Source organism: Candidatus Obscuribacterales bacterium (assembly GCA_036703605.1).
Taxonomy (GTDB): Bacteria; Cyanobacteriota; Cyanobacteriia; order RECH01; family RECH01; genus RECH01.
This window is the reverse complement of record DATNRH010000222.1, coordinates 1-15,978: the sequence shown is the minus strand read 5'-3', so window position 1 is coordinate 15,978 and position 15,978 is coordinate 1. Positions and strand designations below refer to the sequence as shown.

Below are 15,978 nucleotides of genomic sequence, written 5' to 3'. Positions count from 1 at the left end.
ATTTGTACATGAACTAAACTAGGTTTATGGGAATACTCAATTGTGCGTATTCCTATTGCCAGGTTCTTAATGTGATCTTCCAGTGCCAAGTCTATGGCTGAACGAGTTCAAAAGCTATTGTCAAAGTGGGGCATTGCTTCTCGTCGTCAAGCAGAGCAAATGATTCTCGACGGGCGAGTTCGCCTGAACGGCTCAATCGTTTCTCTAGGACAAACAGCCGACCCAAGCTGCGATCGCATCGACGTGGATGGAACACCCCTTGAGTCTCATCAGCGCCCCCAGCCGATCTACATCTTGCTTCATAAACCCGCCGGCGTCGTGACCACCTGCGACGATCCCTGGAATCGCACCACTGTCCTTGATCTTCTACCTCATCATCTATCCCATGGCACAGGACTACACCCAGTCGGGCGGTTAGATACAGAGAGCACCGGCGCTCTTGTCCTCACGAACGATGGCTCGTTAACCTTTCACCTAACCCATCCTCGCCACACCATTGCAAAAACCTATCAGGTTTGGGTAGAGGGTTGTCTTTCTAAATCAACCCTTCAAAAATGGCGGGACGGCGTTGTACTATCAGGACGGCGCACTCAGCCGGCCCAAGTTAGAGTTCTTGATCATCAACGTTATCCGGCTCACCGCACCCAGCTTGAGATTATTCTACAAGAGGGGCGTAACCGACAAATTCGCCGGATAGCAGAACAGTTAGGGCATCCAGTCATTCACCTGCATCGCACGGCTATCGGAGCGATCGCACTTCACCCCCTCCCTGAGGGGCAACACCGTCTACTGACTCACCGTGAACTTGATTCATTGCATCCATCCTCCAACCATCCCACAAACCATCCCACCGACCGACATCTTCCGCTCCATCGCGTTCGCACAAGGTAGTTTCGTTGATGTCAAGGGTACGCACTATGAGTAGACATGGCAATTACCCAGAGTCTCACCAGGCCGAACAACTGGCGGCAATTGGCGCTTATTTACAACAGGCTCGCCAAGATGCTCACCTATCGTTGGATCAGATTAACGCCTCAACCCTGATCCGCCCTAGCCTGCTGATGGCCATTGAAGCGGGGCATATCCATGCCTTGCCTGAACCCGTTTATATTCGCGGATTAATCAAGCGCTATGCAGATGCTCTTGGGCTAGATGGTGCTGAGTTGGCAGCCACCTTTCCGGTGACCCCAACGGTGCAGCAGCCCAGTGGCGGCATCTCGTGGCGGGATCTGCCTGCAGCCCAGCTTCGGCCGCTCCATTTATATGTCGCCTATATTTTGTTGATTACGGCGGCCATCAGTGGGCTATCTCATCTGATGAACCGGTCGGTATCCCCCTTGGCAGAGGAGCGTCTGGTCAATCAGCAGGTGACGATGCCTGTACCTACAGAGCCAGCTGCATCGCCAACTCCAGCACCCGGCAATGAGGCTACCGAGGAGCAGCGACCGGTGCGGGTGGATGTGAGCGTTACGGCTCCATCTTGGGTACGGGTGGTCTCTGATGGCGAGATGACCTTTGAAGATACACTGAGCGAAGGCAGCAGCCATACTTGGACAGCCGATACTCAGCTGACTATCCTAGCTGGCAATGCTGGGGGGCTGGTGGTCACCTACGATGGTCAGGCTAAGCCATTAGGAGAACCAGGTACGGTGGCAGAGGTGACCTATTCTGCATCCTCCCCAACGGCCCTCATGCCTGATGAAGAGGCGATCGCGTTCCGACCAGTATCTGGCGATCGCCCTCCACTCACACCCTAGGTTCTAACGCCTAAGCTCATCCAAACCCCAGTTACCCAGCTACCCATCGGACTCATCCGCAGGGGCTGGGGGCTGGGGCAGGCGTCCATACATCTCTGTCAGCATATGCATCCGCCCTGCTAACTCTGGGTTGACGGCTTCATCTCGATAGCGCCACTCCCAGTTCCCGGTTGGGGCACCGGGCAGGTTCATTCGCGCACCTCCCCCTAGTCCCAAGAGATCCTGGAAGGGAATCACGGCTTGATTGGCGTGGGAGCTGAGAGCCAAGCGAATCATGTCCCAGTGAATTCCGTCGTAGCTGATGTCGCCTAGGTAATGGCTGATGTGGTCTTTTTCCCAGTCTGATAGGCTTTCAAACCAGCCCACCGTAGTGTTGTTATCGTGGGTGCCGGTATAGACCATGCAGTTGCGCTCGAAATTAAACGGTAGGTAGGGGTTGCCTGGGCCAGAACCGAAGGCGAAGTGAAGAATTTTCATCCCCGGAAAGTCAAACTCATCCCGTAGGGCTTCCACCTCGGGGGTAATGACCCCAAGATCTTCCGCCAAGATCGGCAAACTGCCTAGCTCCTCCTTGACGGTCTTAAAGAACTCTCGACCCGGAGCCTCCACCCACTGACCATTGATGGCGGTGGTTTCCCCTTGGGGCACTTCCCAGTAGGCCTGAAAGCCTCGAAAGTGGTCAACCCGAATTAAATCCACATATTCCAACATAGACTGCAAACGCTGCAGCCACCACTTGAAGCCCCAAGCCTGCATCGCCTCCCAGTTATAGATGGGATTGCCCCATAGCTGGCCGGTTTCGCTGAAGTAATCGGGGGGCACACCGGCCATTAGGGCTGGCTCCCCCGTTTCTGGATCCAGATGGAAAATGTGGGGCAGTGACCAGACATCAGCGCTGTCGTGGGCCACGTAGATCGGCATGTCGCCAATGATCTGAATTTGGCGATCGTTGGCATACTTCTTCAGGTGAGACCATTGCCGGAAAAATTCAAACTGGAGAAACTTGTGGTGGTAAATATCATTGGCAAGCTGCTTGCGCCAACGGCTTAGGGTATCAGGATCACGTTTGGCGATCGCTTCATCCCAACGGTGCCAGCTTTCGCCACCATGGGCCTGTTTAAGCGCCATAAAAAAGACAAAGTCGTCGAGCCAAACAGCCCGAGCATGGCAAAACACATCAAACTCTTGGCGCTGTCGATCCGAGGCATGGGCCTTAAAGCGTTCGGCAGCTCGATCGAGCAGCGGTGTTTTGGTAGCAATGACGCGATCGTAGTCAACTTTATCGCTAGGAAAGTCCGGCAACACCGACAGATCGTCGTGGGTCAACCATCCTTCATCGACCAACAAATCTAGGCTAATCAACAGAGGATTGCCCGCCATGGAGGAATAGCACATGTAGGGCGAGTTGCCGTAGCCCGTGGGGCTGAGCGGCAAGACCTGCCACAGTTGCTGACCACTGGCTGCTAGAAAATCAACAAAAGCATAGGCAGCGCCCCCGAGGTCTCCAATGCCATGGGGGCCAGGAAATGAGGTGGGATGGAGCAACAAACCACTGGAGCGAGGAAAAGGCATGAGTTCAATCCAAGATGATAAGAACTGGAGTCTTTGCAGTCTCGATCGGCGACAGATGAGCAGGCAGCGGCATAAAAACCATCGCCCCTCATCCATCTAGGCGTCGGGATCAGACCACCGTGGCACCTAGCCCAACGAGACGATCTGCTTGATCCCCTCGTTGGGACACAAGGCGATCGCAGCGTTATCGTCACGGCTGGCTGACAACGATCGAGAGCATCCGGAGCCTCTCAAGGGCGATCGCTCCCTGAAAAAGACCTCCTGACTATAGTAAAGACATCTGTGAAGAATTCGACCTAGCTTTTGGCCTAGTTTTAGGTTTGGCCCCCGAGTCTTGCCCTGGCCGGTCAGGTTTGTGTCAAATTATGTTGTTTGACGACGGCCGGCGAGATCGACGTCAAGGAATGATGAGAATGTTGAAAAACTGAGTAGACTCTAACCATAGAACGTTAGGATAGCAACGATCTAGACAACCTATCAGCAGCCAAGTTTTGCCGAAGACGGTTACTATCAAGTCAATCCGCTAGCAACCGGACGAACTGGGTCAGTATCCTGAACTCCCAGCCTGTCTGCTTTTAGGACTCATGACATCATCTCTAGACGGGATCTGCCGGGGTTTTGCCTAGGCAAAGCTGAACGAGAGAGTCGCTGGTGGGATCCAGGGAAGCCCGCGCTATACCCAAGGTCAGCGTCGGCAAAAGGTCACAGCTCTCCCATGGATCGTGATAGACCAGACTCCCTGCTGGGAACCATGAGCTGACTTAGGTGTCTAGACGTCTGCCCTTGCCATGAGTATTGTTGCCAGATTTTAGGTTCTATTCATGACACACGATCGCCGGAAAACTCGCTATTATCCACCCCAAGCCCAGCGCCCCATGGATCGGCCGAGTCGTCCGGTGCAGCTTCCTCGTCCTGCCCCTCCCCTCCCGCGATCGCCCCTACCGCAACCACCTGCGGGCCGTCGCCCCACCCCGTCGTCTAACCCCTTGCAGGATCTGCAACACCAGATCCGTCAGCCGCCCACACCCACGCCAGCACCCACACCACGCCAGCGCTGGCAGTGGGTTCGCAATTGGCAAATTTGGGGCACGGTAGCTGTCCTCTGCACCACCGGAACGGGACTTTTGGCCGCTGCCCTGCTGTTGAAAATTCCAGCTCTGCCCAACTGCCCTGCTATTTTTTGGCCCACGGCCTCTGCCTCTCTGCGCATGTATTGCGCCGACATCGCAGCTAATAAGCGTACAGTGGATGATTTGCTGGAAGCCATCCAGTTAGTCGAAAGTTTACCCGAGGATCATCCCCTACAGCAGGAAATTCAAGATTCCATTGAAACCTGGTCGATGATGATTCTGGATCTGGGGGATGAGGCTTTCCAGTCTGGGGATCTGGAGGAAGCGATCGCCATAGCAGAACGTATTCCCGAGCATCTAGCCGCCCACGACCTTGTGGACGATCAGGTGAAGGACTGGCAACGCATTTGGTCGGAAGGCGAAGCGATTTACCGGGCAGTGGAAACGGCGCTGCGCAATCAAAGCTACCAAGAAGCCTTTCGCACCTCCAACCAGCTTCTCTCTGTGGAGAATGAGTATTGGCGCACCGTTAAGCATGATGAGCTGCAGGAGATTATCGCCGTCGCCCGAAAGGATGGCGAAATGTTGGGTGAGGCTCAACGCTTAGCTGAGCGGGGGGATCCAGACAGTCTCATCGAGGCCATTCAACTGGTGCAGAGCATTAGCAGCACGAGCTATGCCCATGATGGAGCCCAAGCGCTGCTGAAGAGCATTGGGGAAGACTTTTTAGACCTCGCTCAAGCGGCCCTCGACCGGGAAGACTACGAGGGAGCGATCGCCATCATCGAAAGCATTCCCGACGATATTAATCTTGGAGAGGAGGCACAGGATTTTCTCACCATAGCCTCAGCCCAAAGCCAGGCTTGGCGCGGCACGGCTCTAGATATCGAGGCCGCCATTTTGCAAGCCCAGCGGCTACGGCGCGATCGCCCTCTCTATAGCCGAGCCCAGACCTTGATTCGCCAGTGGCGGTTAGAACTCCAAGACGTAGCCCGCATCGACACGGCCCGGCAGGTGGCTCGTCCGGGTACGGTATCTGACCTGCGAGCAGCGATCGCTGAAACCCAGATGATTCCCGACGGTAATCCCCGTGCTGGCGAAGCGCAACGTTTGGAGTCTGAATGGCTGAGCCAAATCCAGCGAATTGAAGACCAGCCGATTCTTGACCAGGCCAACCAGCTTGCCCAGCAGGGAACTGCCGCAGCATTACAGCAAGCGATCGCCACCGCCCAGCAGATTCAGCCGGGGCGCACCCTCTCCAGCACCGCCCAAGACCGGATTGCCACCTGGACGGCCCAGATGCAGCGTATGGAAGATCAACCGATTCTCGATCGGGCACGCCAATTGGCCAATGCTGGCGACTGGCGAGGGGCCATCTCCACTGCTCAACAGATTTCTGAAGGTCGGGCCCTGCGGGCCGATGCCCAAGCGGAAGTAACCACCTGGCGCAACCGCCTGGAAGGACAAATTCCCCTGCAAGATGCCTATGCGATCGCCAGCAGCGGTACGATATCCGGCCTCGTCGCCGCCATTCAACTAGCCAATGAGGTGCCGGCCAGCAACAGCAGCCGTTCCGAAGCCGATCAAATGATTAACACTTGGAGCTACCAACTGCTCAACGCAGCAGAGCAACAGGCCGTGGTGGATCTGGAAAATGCCATTGCGATCGCCCAGAACGTGCCACCGCGCACCGAAGCCTATGCGGCCGCCCAACTGCGGATTCAATCCTGGCAGCAGCAGCTTCAGCCAGTTCCGGATCTGCCCACCTTACCTGAAGACTCTCAATAGGTTAGGCGTCTATAAGCCCAGCGCAATATGTAGTGTAAACAACTTTTCCCAGGTCTCCGATTCACTACCGTACAATCAGCTCTCTGACTCGGCCTGAGCTTGCTTGCTGTTTCCTGATTCGTCCTCCTACATCTGGCTGCATCCGTACATATTTCTCCATCGGTTCATCACTATGTCACAACGACCTCGTCCGTCCGCTGGTTTCAACCGTGAAGCTCAACTCTTGAGAGCCTTCTCCCGCCGTCGATTCATCCAATTTGCCTCCACAGCCTCCTTGGCCGCTGTATCCACTCGCCTGATCGGCTGTAGCCCTTCCAGTGAAACGGCTGTAACCACCGGAGATACGCCCGCTAGTTCATCAGGCAATACCCTACGCTTGCTGACCTGGCCGGGCTACGACGAACCCGAGGTGATTCGCGGCTTTGAAGAAGAATACGGTGTCACGGTAGAGTTCAAAACCTATTTGGGTGGCGAACAAATGCTGCAATTTTTCAACCAGTCGCCCGCTGGCACCTACGATGCCCTCATTTCCGATGGGGAATATGTGACCAAGCTGATGGCTCTGGGCGCGATCGCCCCCATTGACCCATCCACCGTACCGAACTTAAGCGACTACTATCCGGTGTATCAAGACTTTCCCGGCTTCTACGAAGATGACCAGATGATGGCAGTGGGTACCCGCTTTGGCAACTACGGCATTGCCTTCAACCAAAGCATTATTCCACCCTCGGAGGTCACTAGTTGGGAGTTCCTGTTAAGAGAAGACTTAGCTGGCAAGCTAGCTCTATTTGATTGGTATCTGCCCAATATGGGGAATGCTAGCTTAGCCCTCTTCCCCGAGAATCCTAACCCCTACGACCTCACCGATGCCCAACTGGAGGAGGTTAAGGCCTGGATGCTACGCATGAAGCCCAATGTGGCGCTGGTGACCCCTAGTGTACAGGATATTGTCAATGCGTTCATCAACGGTGATGTGACGGCGGGGCCCGTGGGTGACTGGGTGATTCAAAATGCGATCGCAGACGGTAATCAAGAATTTACCGCCATCGTGCCTGAGGAAGGAGCGATCCGCTGGAGTGAAGGTGCTGCGATCTGTGCCGATAGCCCCAACCCAGAACTAGCCCAAAGCTGGGTAGAATACATGTCTCGCCCTGAGGTGCAGGCCCGCCTAGCCAATGCCCAAGCCTATAAAGGTCTTGCTCCTAACGTCAAAGTCATTGAGTATCTCAATGACGATGAGAAACAGTTGTTGGGCTATGTGGCTGACCCTAGCGACGCCAGCAAGCTTTTAGTGGAAAGCCAGCTAGAACGCACCCGCGCCCGCCAGCTTCCGACGCAACAAGACGAAAAAGCTTGGCAAGACATCTACAACGAATTTAAGGCCACGTAACCGTGCCCGCCGGTCTTCTTCGCCAGGCTCTACCTAGCCAGATGCTGGGTAACTGTTTCCTATTGCTCTGTGGTTTAACACTAAGATGAGTTCAACCTCGACCAATCCACCCTCCTCCATACCCGTCGCTCAGGCAAGGACAGCAGAGACCTCCAGCGCTCCTGCTCTAGAACTGCGGGCGATCGCTAAACAGTTCAATCAACTGTCCGTTCTCAGCGACATCAACCTACATGTGGATCCTGGCGAGTTTGTCGCCATTATGGGCCCCAGCGGCTGCGGTAAAACCACGCTGCTGCGGTTAATTGCGGGGCTAGAGTCTATGTCATCCGGGGAAATCTGGCTGCATGGGCAACCCATTGGCCAATTGCCCGTCCATCAGCGTCATACACCGCTGGTGTGGCAAAGCTTTGCCCTATTTCCCCACCTGAACGTTTTCCAGAACATCGCCTTTGGGCTAACGCTCAAGTCCCATAACCGGGCTGCCGTTAAAGACAAAGTGCATCAAGTTGCTGAATTGGTTCACCTCAGCGACTTTCTCAAGCGCCGGGTGGGGGCGCTCAGCGGTGGTCAAAAGCAGCGGGTGGCGATCGCCCGCGCCCTAGTGATGGAACCGAAGATTTTGCTGCTGGATGAGCCCATGAGCGCCCTCGATGCTCATCTGCGGCTGCGGATGCAAGGGGAACTCAAGCGCCTCCAGCAAACGTTGAATATCGCCTTTGTTTACATCACCCACAATCAAAATGAAGCCTTTGCCATGGCCGATCGGATTGTGGTGATGAACCAGGGGCGGATTGAACAAATTGGCTCTCCCGCCGATCTGTATACCCGTCCCCAAAGCCATTTTGTGGCGGAATTTGTCGGCAATAACAACCTCTTTGATGGCCAGGTGCGATCGCTCAATGACGACCACACGTTGACCATCCAATGTCCCCAAGGTCTGATCTGCGCCCAGCCCGGCCAGGTGAACCATAGCGTAGGCGACATGGTTACCGTGGTCGTCCCTGCCGACAAGATGCGGCTTGATCCCACCGAAAAAACCGACAATAGCCTCAAAGCTAGTCTGCGAGGACGAGAGTTCATGGGCTCCCAGATGAGCTATCTTCTAGAAACCGAATCAGGACATGAACTGAACCTGATTTGCCAAGAATCCTTCAGCGATAGTCTGCGCATTGCCATCAACACCGACCTTGTGCTCCATTGGTCATCCCAGGATACGGTGCTGCTGGAGGACACGCGATCGCTGGAGAGAGAACGATGAGCCATCCACCCGCCACCCGCCCCATTGCTACGCCCAACGAACGCAGCGGCCTCAAATACATCGGTCTGGCCCCGGTGGTGATCTACAACGGCATCTTTTTTCTGTTGCCGCTGCTGTTCTTGATTTGGATTGGCTTTTGGAGTACCGAAAACTATCGGGCCATTCCCGGCTTTTCCCTCGACAACTACATCGATATTTTCAGCCAGCTCTTCACGCGATCGCGCTATGCCTATGCCCTGCTGCAAACCGCCTGGGTTGCTAGCACCACCACCATTCTCGCCATCCTCCTGTGCTATCCCTTCGCCTTGATGCTGGTGTTTGGCGTCCCTGAACGATTGCAGCGCTTTGCCGTCCTGCTGGCGATCGCCCCCTTTTGGAGCAGCTATATTCTCCGGCTCTACGCCTGGCAAACGATTCTTAATCGCAACGGCTTGTTCAATACCCTGCTGCTGAAACTGCAGGTGATTCAAGAGCCGCTGCCGATTATTTTTACCCAGGTGGCCACCCGCATCGGCATTTTGCACTACCTCGCGCCCATCGTCATCCTGATTCTCTACCTGGTGTTGCGCAACAGCGATCGCGCCCTGCTGGAAGCTTCCCGTAACCTAGGAGCTACCCAGTGGCAAACCTTTTGGCGCGTCCTGCTGCCCCTCAGCAAGCCCGGCATCATCTACAGCGCTCTGTTTGGCATCATCATCAGTGCGGGCGATGTACTGTCTGGCATTGTTTTGGGCGGCGGCACCGGGCGATCGATCTTCGGCCCCATTCCCCTCTTTTCCACCGTGGTGCTCAATGAATATGCCGGCACCACCAACCTACCCCGCACCTCTGCCCTAGCAACCATCTTAGTGATTCTGCTGTTGGTGATCCTAGCAGCGGGTTTGAAACTATCCGACCCTCCCCGCGACTGAGGTGCCCATGACTGCCATCAAACTCTCCGCCCGTCCCACCCGCTCCATCAACCTACTCAAACTGGTCGGCTGGCTCTACCTTGGCGGCATGTATCTCTTCCTGATGCTGCCCATTTTGACCTTGGTGATTTTCTCCTTTGAAAACTCCCGCTTTCCCACCTTGCCCTGGACGGGATGGACCTTACGCTGGTACGGCGACCTGTTTAGGGATGGACGCTTGATCCAGTCCCTTGGCTATAGCCTATGGATTTCCCCCGCCGCCGCCGCCGCCGCCACAGTCCTAGGCTTCTGCGCCGCCTATGTCCTAAATCGCTTCCAGTTTCTGGGCAAAAAATTTCTGTCCATTGTGTTGATCATCCCGATCATCATCCCGCCGCTGATTTTAGGCGTGGCCTTTTTGGGGCTGCTGTCTCGCCTACAGCTTCAAGGCAAACTGATCAGCATCTTTCTCACCCACGTAGTGATTTTAATTCCCACAGCGATCGCCCTGATTGGGTTACGTCTATCGCAAATGCCTAAAGACTTGGAAGAAGCCGCTTGGAATCTGGGAGCAACCGAATGGCAAGCTCTATGGCGAGTCGTCTTACCTTGGTCAATTCCCGGCATTGCTGGCTCTTGGCTGCTAGCCTTCACCTTTTCCTTCGATGAATTTGTAATTGCCTGGTTTGTATCTGGCTTCAAGCAAACCCTGCCCGTGGCGATTTACACCTTTCTCGGCGCAAACCTCACCCCAGCCCTCAATGCCATCGGCACGCTGATTTTCCTAATTTCCATCTGTCTACTGGTCGGCGTCGAACTGCTGCTGATTCCGATTCTTCTGGGGCAGCGCCGTTCGAGCTAAGAGGAATTTTATGGTGCCAATGCTCCGGCGTTGACACCTCTCTTGGTTGCTCCTGAGACTCTTGGGGTCTGGGCGCAGGAGTGCCGCTAGGGAGCATTCCCACACTGAGCGTAGGAACGATATATTTATGGTGCCAATGCTCCGGCGTTGACACCTGTTTCGATCGCTCCTGTGATCCTTGATCTCCCCTGTTTCCTATCAAGTTCTATCCTCTGATCATCGCCATGAACCCGACCAACCACTCCCAAACAGCCGCTTTTCTCTGGGCGATCGCCGACCTGTTGCGGGGAGACTTCAAGCAATCGCAGTATGGCCGCATCATTCTGCCCTTTACCCTATTGCGACGGCTGGAATGTGTGTTGGAGGCTAACAAGCAGACGGTGTTAGACGCCGCCAAGGAGCACCAGACCAAGCCCGACCTAGCCCGCGAAAAACTGCTGCTGCGGGCTGCCGATCAGCAGTTTTACAATACCTCGCCCCTATCCCTAGGCACATTGTCAGACACCCAGACTGCCGATGACCTGATGAGCTATGTGCAGTCGTTTAGCAGCGATGCGCGGGAAATCTTCGAGCATTTCCACTTCGAGGATTTTGTGCAACAGTTGGCCACCAGCGACTTGCTCTATCAAGTGGTGCAGCGTTTTGCGGCGACGGATCTCAGCCCTGCCCACATCGACAACTTTGGCATGGGCATCATCTTTGAGGAGCTGATCCGCAAGTTTGCTGAGAGTTCCAACGAAACGGCCGGGGAACACTTCACCCCCCGCGATATCGTCCACCTGACCACGTCTCTTGTGATCACCGGGCAAGACCACAAGCTTAAGCCCCATAGCATTGTCACTATTTACGATCCCACCGCAGGCACCGGCGGCTTTTTGTCGGAGGGGGATGAATACATTCAGGCTATTAGCAAGCAAGTCACCGTGTCGCTGCATGGGCAGGAGCTAAACCCCGAAAGCTATGCCATCTGCAAGGCGGACATGCTGATCAAGGGGCAGACGGTGAGCAATATCAAGCTGGGCAATACCCTATCAGACGATCAGCTTGCCACCAGCCACTTCGACTTTATGCTCAGCAATCCGCCCTTTGGGGTGGAGTGGAAGAAGGTGCAAAAGCAGGTCACCGATGAGCACAACGAGCGGGGCTTTGCTGGCCGCTTTGGCCCCGGTCTGCCCCGCGTGTCGGATGGGTCGCTGCTGTTTCTGCTGCACCTAGTAAGCAAAATGCGCCCGTCCCAGGAAGGTGGTTCTCGCATTGGCATCATTCTCAATGGCTCACCGCTGTTTACCGGCGGGGCAGGCAGTGGGGAGTCAGAAATTCGCCGCTACCTGCTGCAAAGCGATCTGGTGGAAGCGATTATTGCTCTGCCGACGGATATGTTCTACAACACGGGCATTGCCACCTATGTATGGATTTTGTCGAACCACAAGCCAGAGCTGCGCCGGGGCCAGGTGCAACTGATCGACGGCACGCAGCATTTCAGTAAAATGCGCAAGTCGCTGGGCAGCAAGCGCCAGTATCTCAACGAGGAGCAAATTGATGACCTAGTGCGCCTCTACGGTCGGTTTGAAGCAACACCCCAGAGCAAGATTTTTCCCATCGAGGCCTTTGGCTATCGCCGCATCACCATTGAGCGTCCGCTGCGGCTGGCGTTTCAGGTGACGCCCGATCGCATCAAGGCTGCTCTAGATGAAAAGGCGGTGCAAAAGCTAGATGGGGAGGTGCAAAGCCGACTAATTACAGCGCTGCAAACGTTAGAAAAAGAGCCGCTGCACCTCAGTCGTGCCCCGTTTATCAAACGGCTGAAACAGGCTCTAGCCATGCAGGAGATTGATGCCAGTGCGGCAGTGCTGAAGGTGTTACTGAATGCGTTTGGAGAACGCCACCCAGAAGCGGAGATTTGCCGGGTGAAGGATAAGCCTAAGGGACAGCCGGAGCCGGATACGGGGCTACGAGATTATGAAAATGTGCCCCTGGGTGAGTCGATCTACGACTACTTTGAGCGGGAGGTGAAACCCCATGTGCCCGATGCCTGGATTGATCAGGGCAAGTGCGATGCTATTGATGGGGAGGTGGGCATTGTGGGGTTCGAGATTCCGTTTAATCGGCATTTCTATGTGTTTCAGCCGCCGCGCCCCTTGGAGGAGATTGACCGCGATCTAAAGGCCTGTACGGATCGCATTAAGCAGATGATCGAGGAGCTATCAGCATGACGGGGCCCCTAGATCAGGCCATGGAGCAAAGCTTTGCAGAAGTGGTGGAGATGATCCAATCTGCTAAACAAAGAGCGACGCAGGCGGTGAATACCCAACTGGTAGAGCTGTACTGGCAGGTGGGGGCATACCTAAGCCACAAGCTGGCACAGGCGGAATGGGGCGAGGGGGTGGTGCAGCAGTTGGCGGATTATCTGGCCCGGACTCAGCCGGGGCTGCGCGGGTTTACGCGGCGAAATCTGTTTCGGATGCGGAAGTTCTATGAGACTTATCAGGATGAGACAATTGTGACAGCAGTGCTGTCACAATTGCCCTGGACTCACAATTTAATTATTCTCAACCAGAGTAAACACCCGGAGGAGCGGGAGTTTTACCTACGGTTGGCGATTCAGGAAAAGTGGTCTAGCCGGGAGCTAGAACGACAATTTAAGATTGCCCTATTTGAGCGCAGTGTGTTGAATCCGGTAAAAGTGTCACCAGTGGCGGCACAATCTCATCCTACGGCGGTGGATGTTTTTCGGGATGCCTATATGGTGGAGTTTTTGGAGTTGCCCGAACTGCATACCGAGGCAGATCTACACCAGGGCTTGCTGAGGCAGCTAAAGGATTTTTTGATTGAACTGGGGCGCGATTTTTGTTTTGTCGGCTCAGAATATCCGGTGCAGGTGGGAGGGCGCGATTTTGCGCTAGATCTATTATTTTTCCATCGAGGGCTGAATTGCTTGGTGGCGGTGGAGCTAAAGGTGGGACGGTTTGAGCCGGAGTATTTGGGTAAGCTGAATTTTTATCTGGAGGCGTTGGATCGCGATGAGCGCAAGCCCCACGAAAACCCGGCGATTGGGGTGCTGTTGTGTGCGAGCAAGGATGATGAGGTGGTGAAGTATGCCCTAAATCGATCGCTATCGCCTGCGCTGATTGCGGAGTACCAAACACAGTTGCCGGACAAGGCGCTGTTGCAAGCAAAATTGCATGAGTTTTATGCGCTAAATGTGGCGACAGGAGAAGACCGATGAGCTTTCCGAAGTATGAGGCGTATAAGGATTCTGGGGTGGAATGGTTGGGGGAAGTGCCTGAGCATTGGGATGTAATGCCACTGAAGCACTTAGTTTCAACGCCAGTTACCGATGGACCGCATGAAACTCCTAACTTCATTGATGACGGTGTTCTTTTTATATCGGCTGAAGCAGTATCTTCAGGAAAAGTAGACTTTACCAAGGCAAAGTACATATCCAGAGAAGACCACAATCGATTCTCAAAAAAATATAAGCCCCAGAAGCACGACATTTACATGGTTAAGTCTGGTGCTACGACTGGAGTTACGGCAATCGTTGAAACCGAAGATGAATTTAATATTTGGTCTCCATTAGCAGTCATACGCTGCAACCAAAGTCATCATCCTTATTTCGTTCTTTTCTCGATGAGGTCACGCAGTTTTCAAGAGTCAGTTGTTCTTCACTGGAGCTTTGGAACCCAACAAAATATTGGAATGAGTGTTATTGAGAATCTGCCAATAACCAATCCTCCATTAGGCGAACAAACCCAAATTGCTCGTTTTCTTGACTATGAAACGGCGCGTATTGACGCATTGATCGCAGAGCAGCAGCGGCTGATTGAACTGCTGAAGGAAAAGCGGCAGGCGGTGATTTCCCATGCCGTCACCAAGGGTCTCGACCCCACTGCCCCCATGAAAGACTCCGGCGTTGAGTGGCTAGGCGAAGTCCCCGCCCATTGGGAAGTGACGCCATTGAAACATCTAGTTTCAACTCCAATTACTGATGGGCCCCATGAGACTCCAGAATTTGTTGATGACGGTGTTCTTTTTGTCTCGGCTGAAGCTGTATCTTCAGGAGAAGTAGATTTTACTAAGGCAAGGTATATATCAAGGGAAGATCACAACCGATTCTCAAAGAAATATAAACCGCAGAATCATGACATTTTCATGGTTAAGTCTGGCGCTACAACTGGAGTGACAGCAATTGTTGAAACTGATGATGAGTTTAATATTTGGTCTCCACTTGCAGTTATACGCTCTAATAAACACCATTATCCATACTTTGTTATTGCTTCAATGAGGTCTCTCAGCTTTCAAGAGTCAGTTGCTTTGCACTGGAGTTTTGGAACTCAGCAAAATATTGGAATGAGAGTTATCGAGAATCTGCCAATAGCAAGTCCACCGTTAGAAGAGCAAATTAAAATAGCGGAATTTATTCATGGACAGCAGGATAAATGGAATAGCCTAATAACCGAGTGTAAAAATGCGGTAAGCCTCCTAACAGAACGCCGCTCAGCCCTGATTTCCGCTGCGGTGACCGGCAAGATCGATGTCCGGGGCTGGCAAGCTCCGGCGAGTGTTGCCCCTGCCGCTCCCTTGGAGGCTGCCTATGGCTGATATTCGCTTTGAAATTGCCACCCCTCTCGGCTTTAGCGTCAGAACCACCCACACCTATTGGCAAAAACTCATCATCAAGCATCCCGATATTGCCAGTCTTGAAGACCTAGTGCAGCAAGCCTTACAAGCCCCCGATGAGATTCGCCAGAGCAGTCGAGATGAGGGAATCTTGCTGTTTTATTGCCTGCATAGACCTTAGCGCTGGGTGGTTGCCGTTGCTCGGCGCTTAAATGGAGAAGGGTTCCTGATTACGGCCTATCAAACCGATGCCATCAAAGAAGGAGTCGTGCTATGGCCCAAGTAAAAGTGTTTTATGAGCCAGAGATGGAGCTGCTGACCGTCTTTTGGCAAAGCCCACGCCCTAACCAACTGTGTACCGAGTTAGGGGATGGCGTCATTTTGATTAAAGATGCCGACAGCGGCGAACCCATCGGTATGGAACTGCTGGCGTACAAACCTGGTGATGCCCGCTTTGACTCTGTTAGCGTTGAAATTGGCACTGCTACCTCTGCCGCGTAGCAAACCCTGACATCGTGCCAACTGTCCTTAAACTTGGCTCCTATCGTTTTTACTGCTTCTTTAGAGAAGAAAGCCGAGTCCACATTCATGTTTCTTTAACTGATGGCGAAGCCAAGTTTTGGCTAGATCCCGAAATAGAGTTGGCCACCAATTACAAACGTTCAAGAGTTCAGATCAAGCAAATTGAAAACCTCATTGAGGAACATTATGGCGAGTTTAGAAAAGCCTGGGATCATTACTTCCAAAACCGAAGTTAGCAACATTTCCGTC

At 53.8% G+C, this 15,978-nt stretch carries 14 protein-coding genes; 13 read left to right on the top strand and 1 reads right to left on the bottom strand.

All coding sequences use genetic code 11. The features are described 5' to 3' along the window. Positions 1 to 93: 93 nt before the first annotated feature. Both V6D20_04790 and V6D20_04785 read left to right on the top strand, forming a co-directional pair. Positions 94 to 891, top strand: coding sequence for a pseudouridine synthase (locus tag V6D20_04790; protein ID HEY9815110.1), 798 nt, complete (start codon positions 94 to 96; stop codon positions 889 to 891). A gap of 26 nt (positions 892 to 917) precedes the next feature. Further along, positions 918 to 1,757, top strand: a complete 840-nt coding sequence (locus tag V6D20_04785; GenBank protein HEY9815109.1) for a RodZ domain-containing protein — start codon at positions 918 to 920, stop codon at positions 1,755 to 1,757. Positions 1,758 to 1,796: 39 nt separating this feature from the next. On the opposite strand, the gene malQ is transcribed toward V6D20_04785, so the two are convergent. Continuing rightward, on the bottom strand, positions 1,797 to 3,329 hold the full coding sequence (gene malQ / locus V6D20_04780) for a 4-alpha-glucanotransferase (protein HEY9815108.1): 1,533 nt from the start codon (positions 3,327 to 3,329) through the stop codon (positions 1,797 to 1,799). Positions 3,330 to 4,150: 821 nt separating this feature from the next. Between malQ and V6D20_04775 the strand changes: the two genes are divergently transcribed. The 11 genes from V6D20_04775 (at position 4,151) to V6D20_04725 (ending at position 15,965) form a co-directional block, all read left to right on the top strand. Continuing rightward, positions 4,151 to 6,187, top strand: a complete 2,037-nt coding sequence (locus V6D20_04775) for a hypothetical protein (GenBank protein HEY9815107.1) — start codon at positions 4,151 to 4,153, stop codon at positions 6,185 to 6,187. Between the two features lie 172 nt (positions 6,188 to 6,359). Then, complete coding sequence (locus V6D20_04770; GenBank protein HEY9815106.1) at positions 6,360 to 7,577, top strand: spermidine/putrescine ABC transporter substrate-binding protein; 1,218 nt, start codon at positions 6,360 to 6,362, stop codon at positions 7,575 to 7,577. An 85-nt stretch (positions 7,578 to 7,662) separates the two neighbouring features. Further along, entirely contained in the window at positions 7,663 to 8,835 is a 1,173-nt protein-coding gene (locus V6D20_04765) for an ABC transporter ATP-binding protein (GenBank protein ID HEY9815105.1), read from the top strand. Further along, positions 8,832 to 9,746 carry an ABC transporter permease gene (locus V6D20_04760; protein HEY9815104.1) on the top strand — a complete coding sequence of 305 codons (915 nt, stop codon included), beginning with the start codon at positions 8,832 to 8,834 and terminating at the stop codon, positions 9,744 to 9,746. The genes V6D20_04765 and V6D20_04760 overlap by 4 nt, the downstream gene beginning before the upstream one ends. 7 nt (positions 9,747 to 9,753) lie before the next feature. Beyond that, positions 9,754 to 10,587 (top strand): ABC transporter permease, encoded by an 834-nt coding sequence (locus V6D20_04755; protein ID HEY9815103.1) that lies wholly within the window; start codon positions 9,754 to 9,756, stop codon positions 10,585 to 10,587. 224 nt (positions 10,588 to 10,811) lie between these two features. Next, entirely contained in the window at positions 10,812 to 12,800 is a 1,989-nt protein-coding gene (locus tag V6D20_04750; GenBank protein HEY9815102.1) for a class I SAM-dependent DNA methyltransferase, read from the top strand. Continuing rightward, on the top strand, positions 12,797 to 13,813 hold the full coding sequence (locus tag V6D20_04745) for a PDDEXK nuclease domain-containing protein (protein HEY9815101.1): 1,017 nt from the start codon (positions 12,797 to 12,799) through the stop codon (positions 13,811 to 13,813). Before V6D20_04750 ends, V6D20_04745 begins: the two co-directional genes overlap by 4 nt. Next, positions 13,810 to 15,189, top strand: coding sequence for a restriction endonuclease subunit S (locus V6D20_04740; GenBank protein HEY9815100.1), 1,380 nt, complete (start codon positions 13,810 to 13,812; stop codon positions 15,187 to 15,189). The genes V6D20_04745 and V6D20_04740 overlap by 4 nt, the downstream gene beginning before the upstream one ends. Then, positions 15,182 to 15,388, top strand: coding sequence for a hypothetical protein (locus V6D20_04735; protein HEY9815099.1), 207 nt, complete (start codon positions 15,182 to 15,184; stop codon positions 15,386 to 15,388). The genes V6D20_04740 and V6D20_04735 overlap by 8 nt, the downstream gene beginning before the upstream one ends. A 92-nt stretch (positions 15,389 to 15,480) precedes the next feature. Further along, a complete protein-coding gene (locus V6D20_04730) occupies positions 15,481 to 15,708 on the top strand; it encodes a hypothetical protein (protein HEY9815098.1) in 228 nt (75 codons plus the stop codon). 14 nt (positions 15,709 to 15,722) lie between these two features. Next, positions 15,723 to 15,965, top strand: a complete 243-nt coding sequence (locus V6D20_04725; GenBank protein HEY9815097.1) for a DUF4160 domain-containing protein — start codon at positions 15,723 to 15,725, stop codon at positions 15,963 to 15,965. Positions 15,966 to 15,978: the final 13 nt, after the last annotated feature.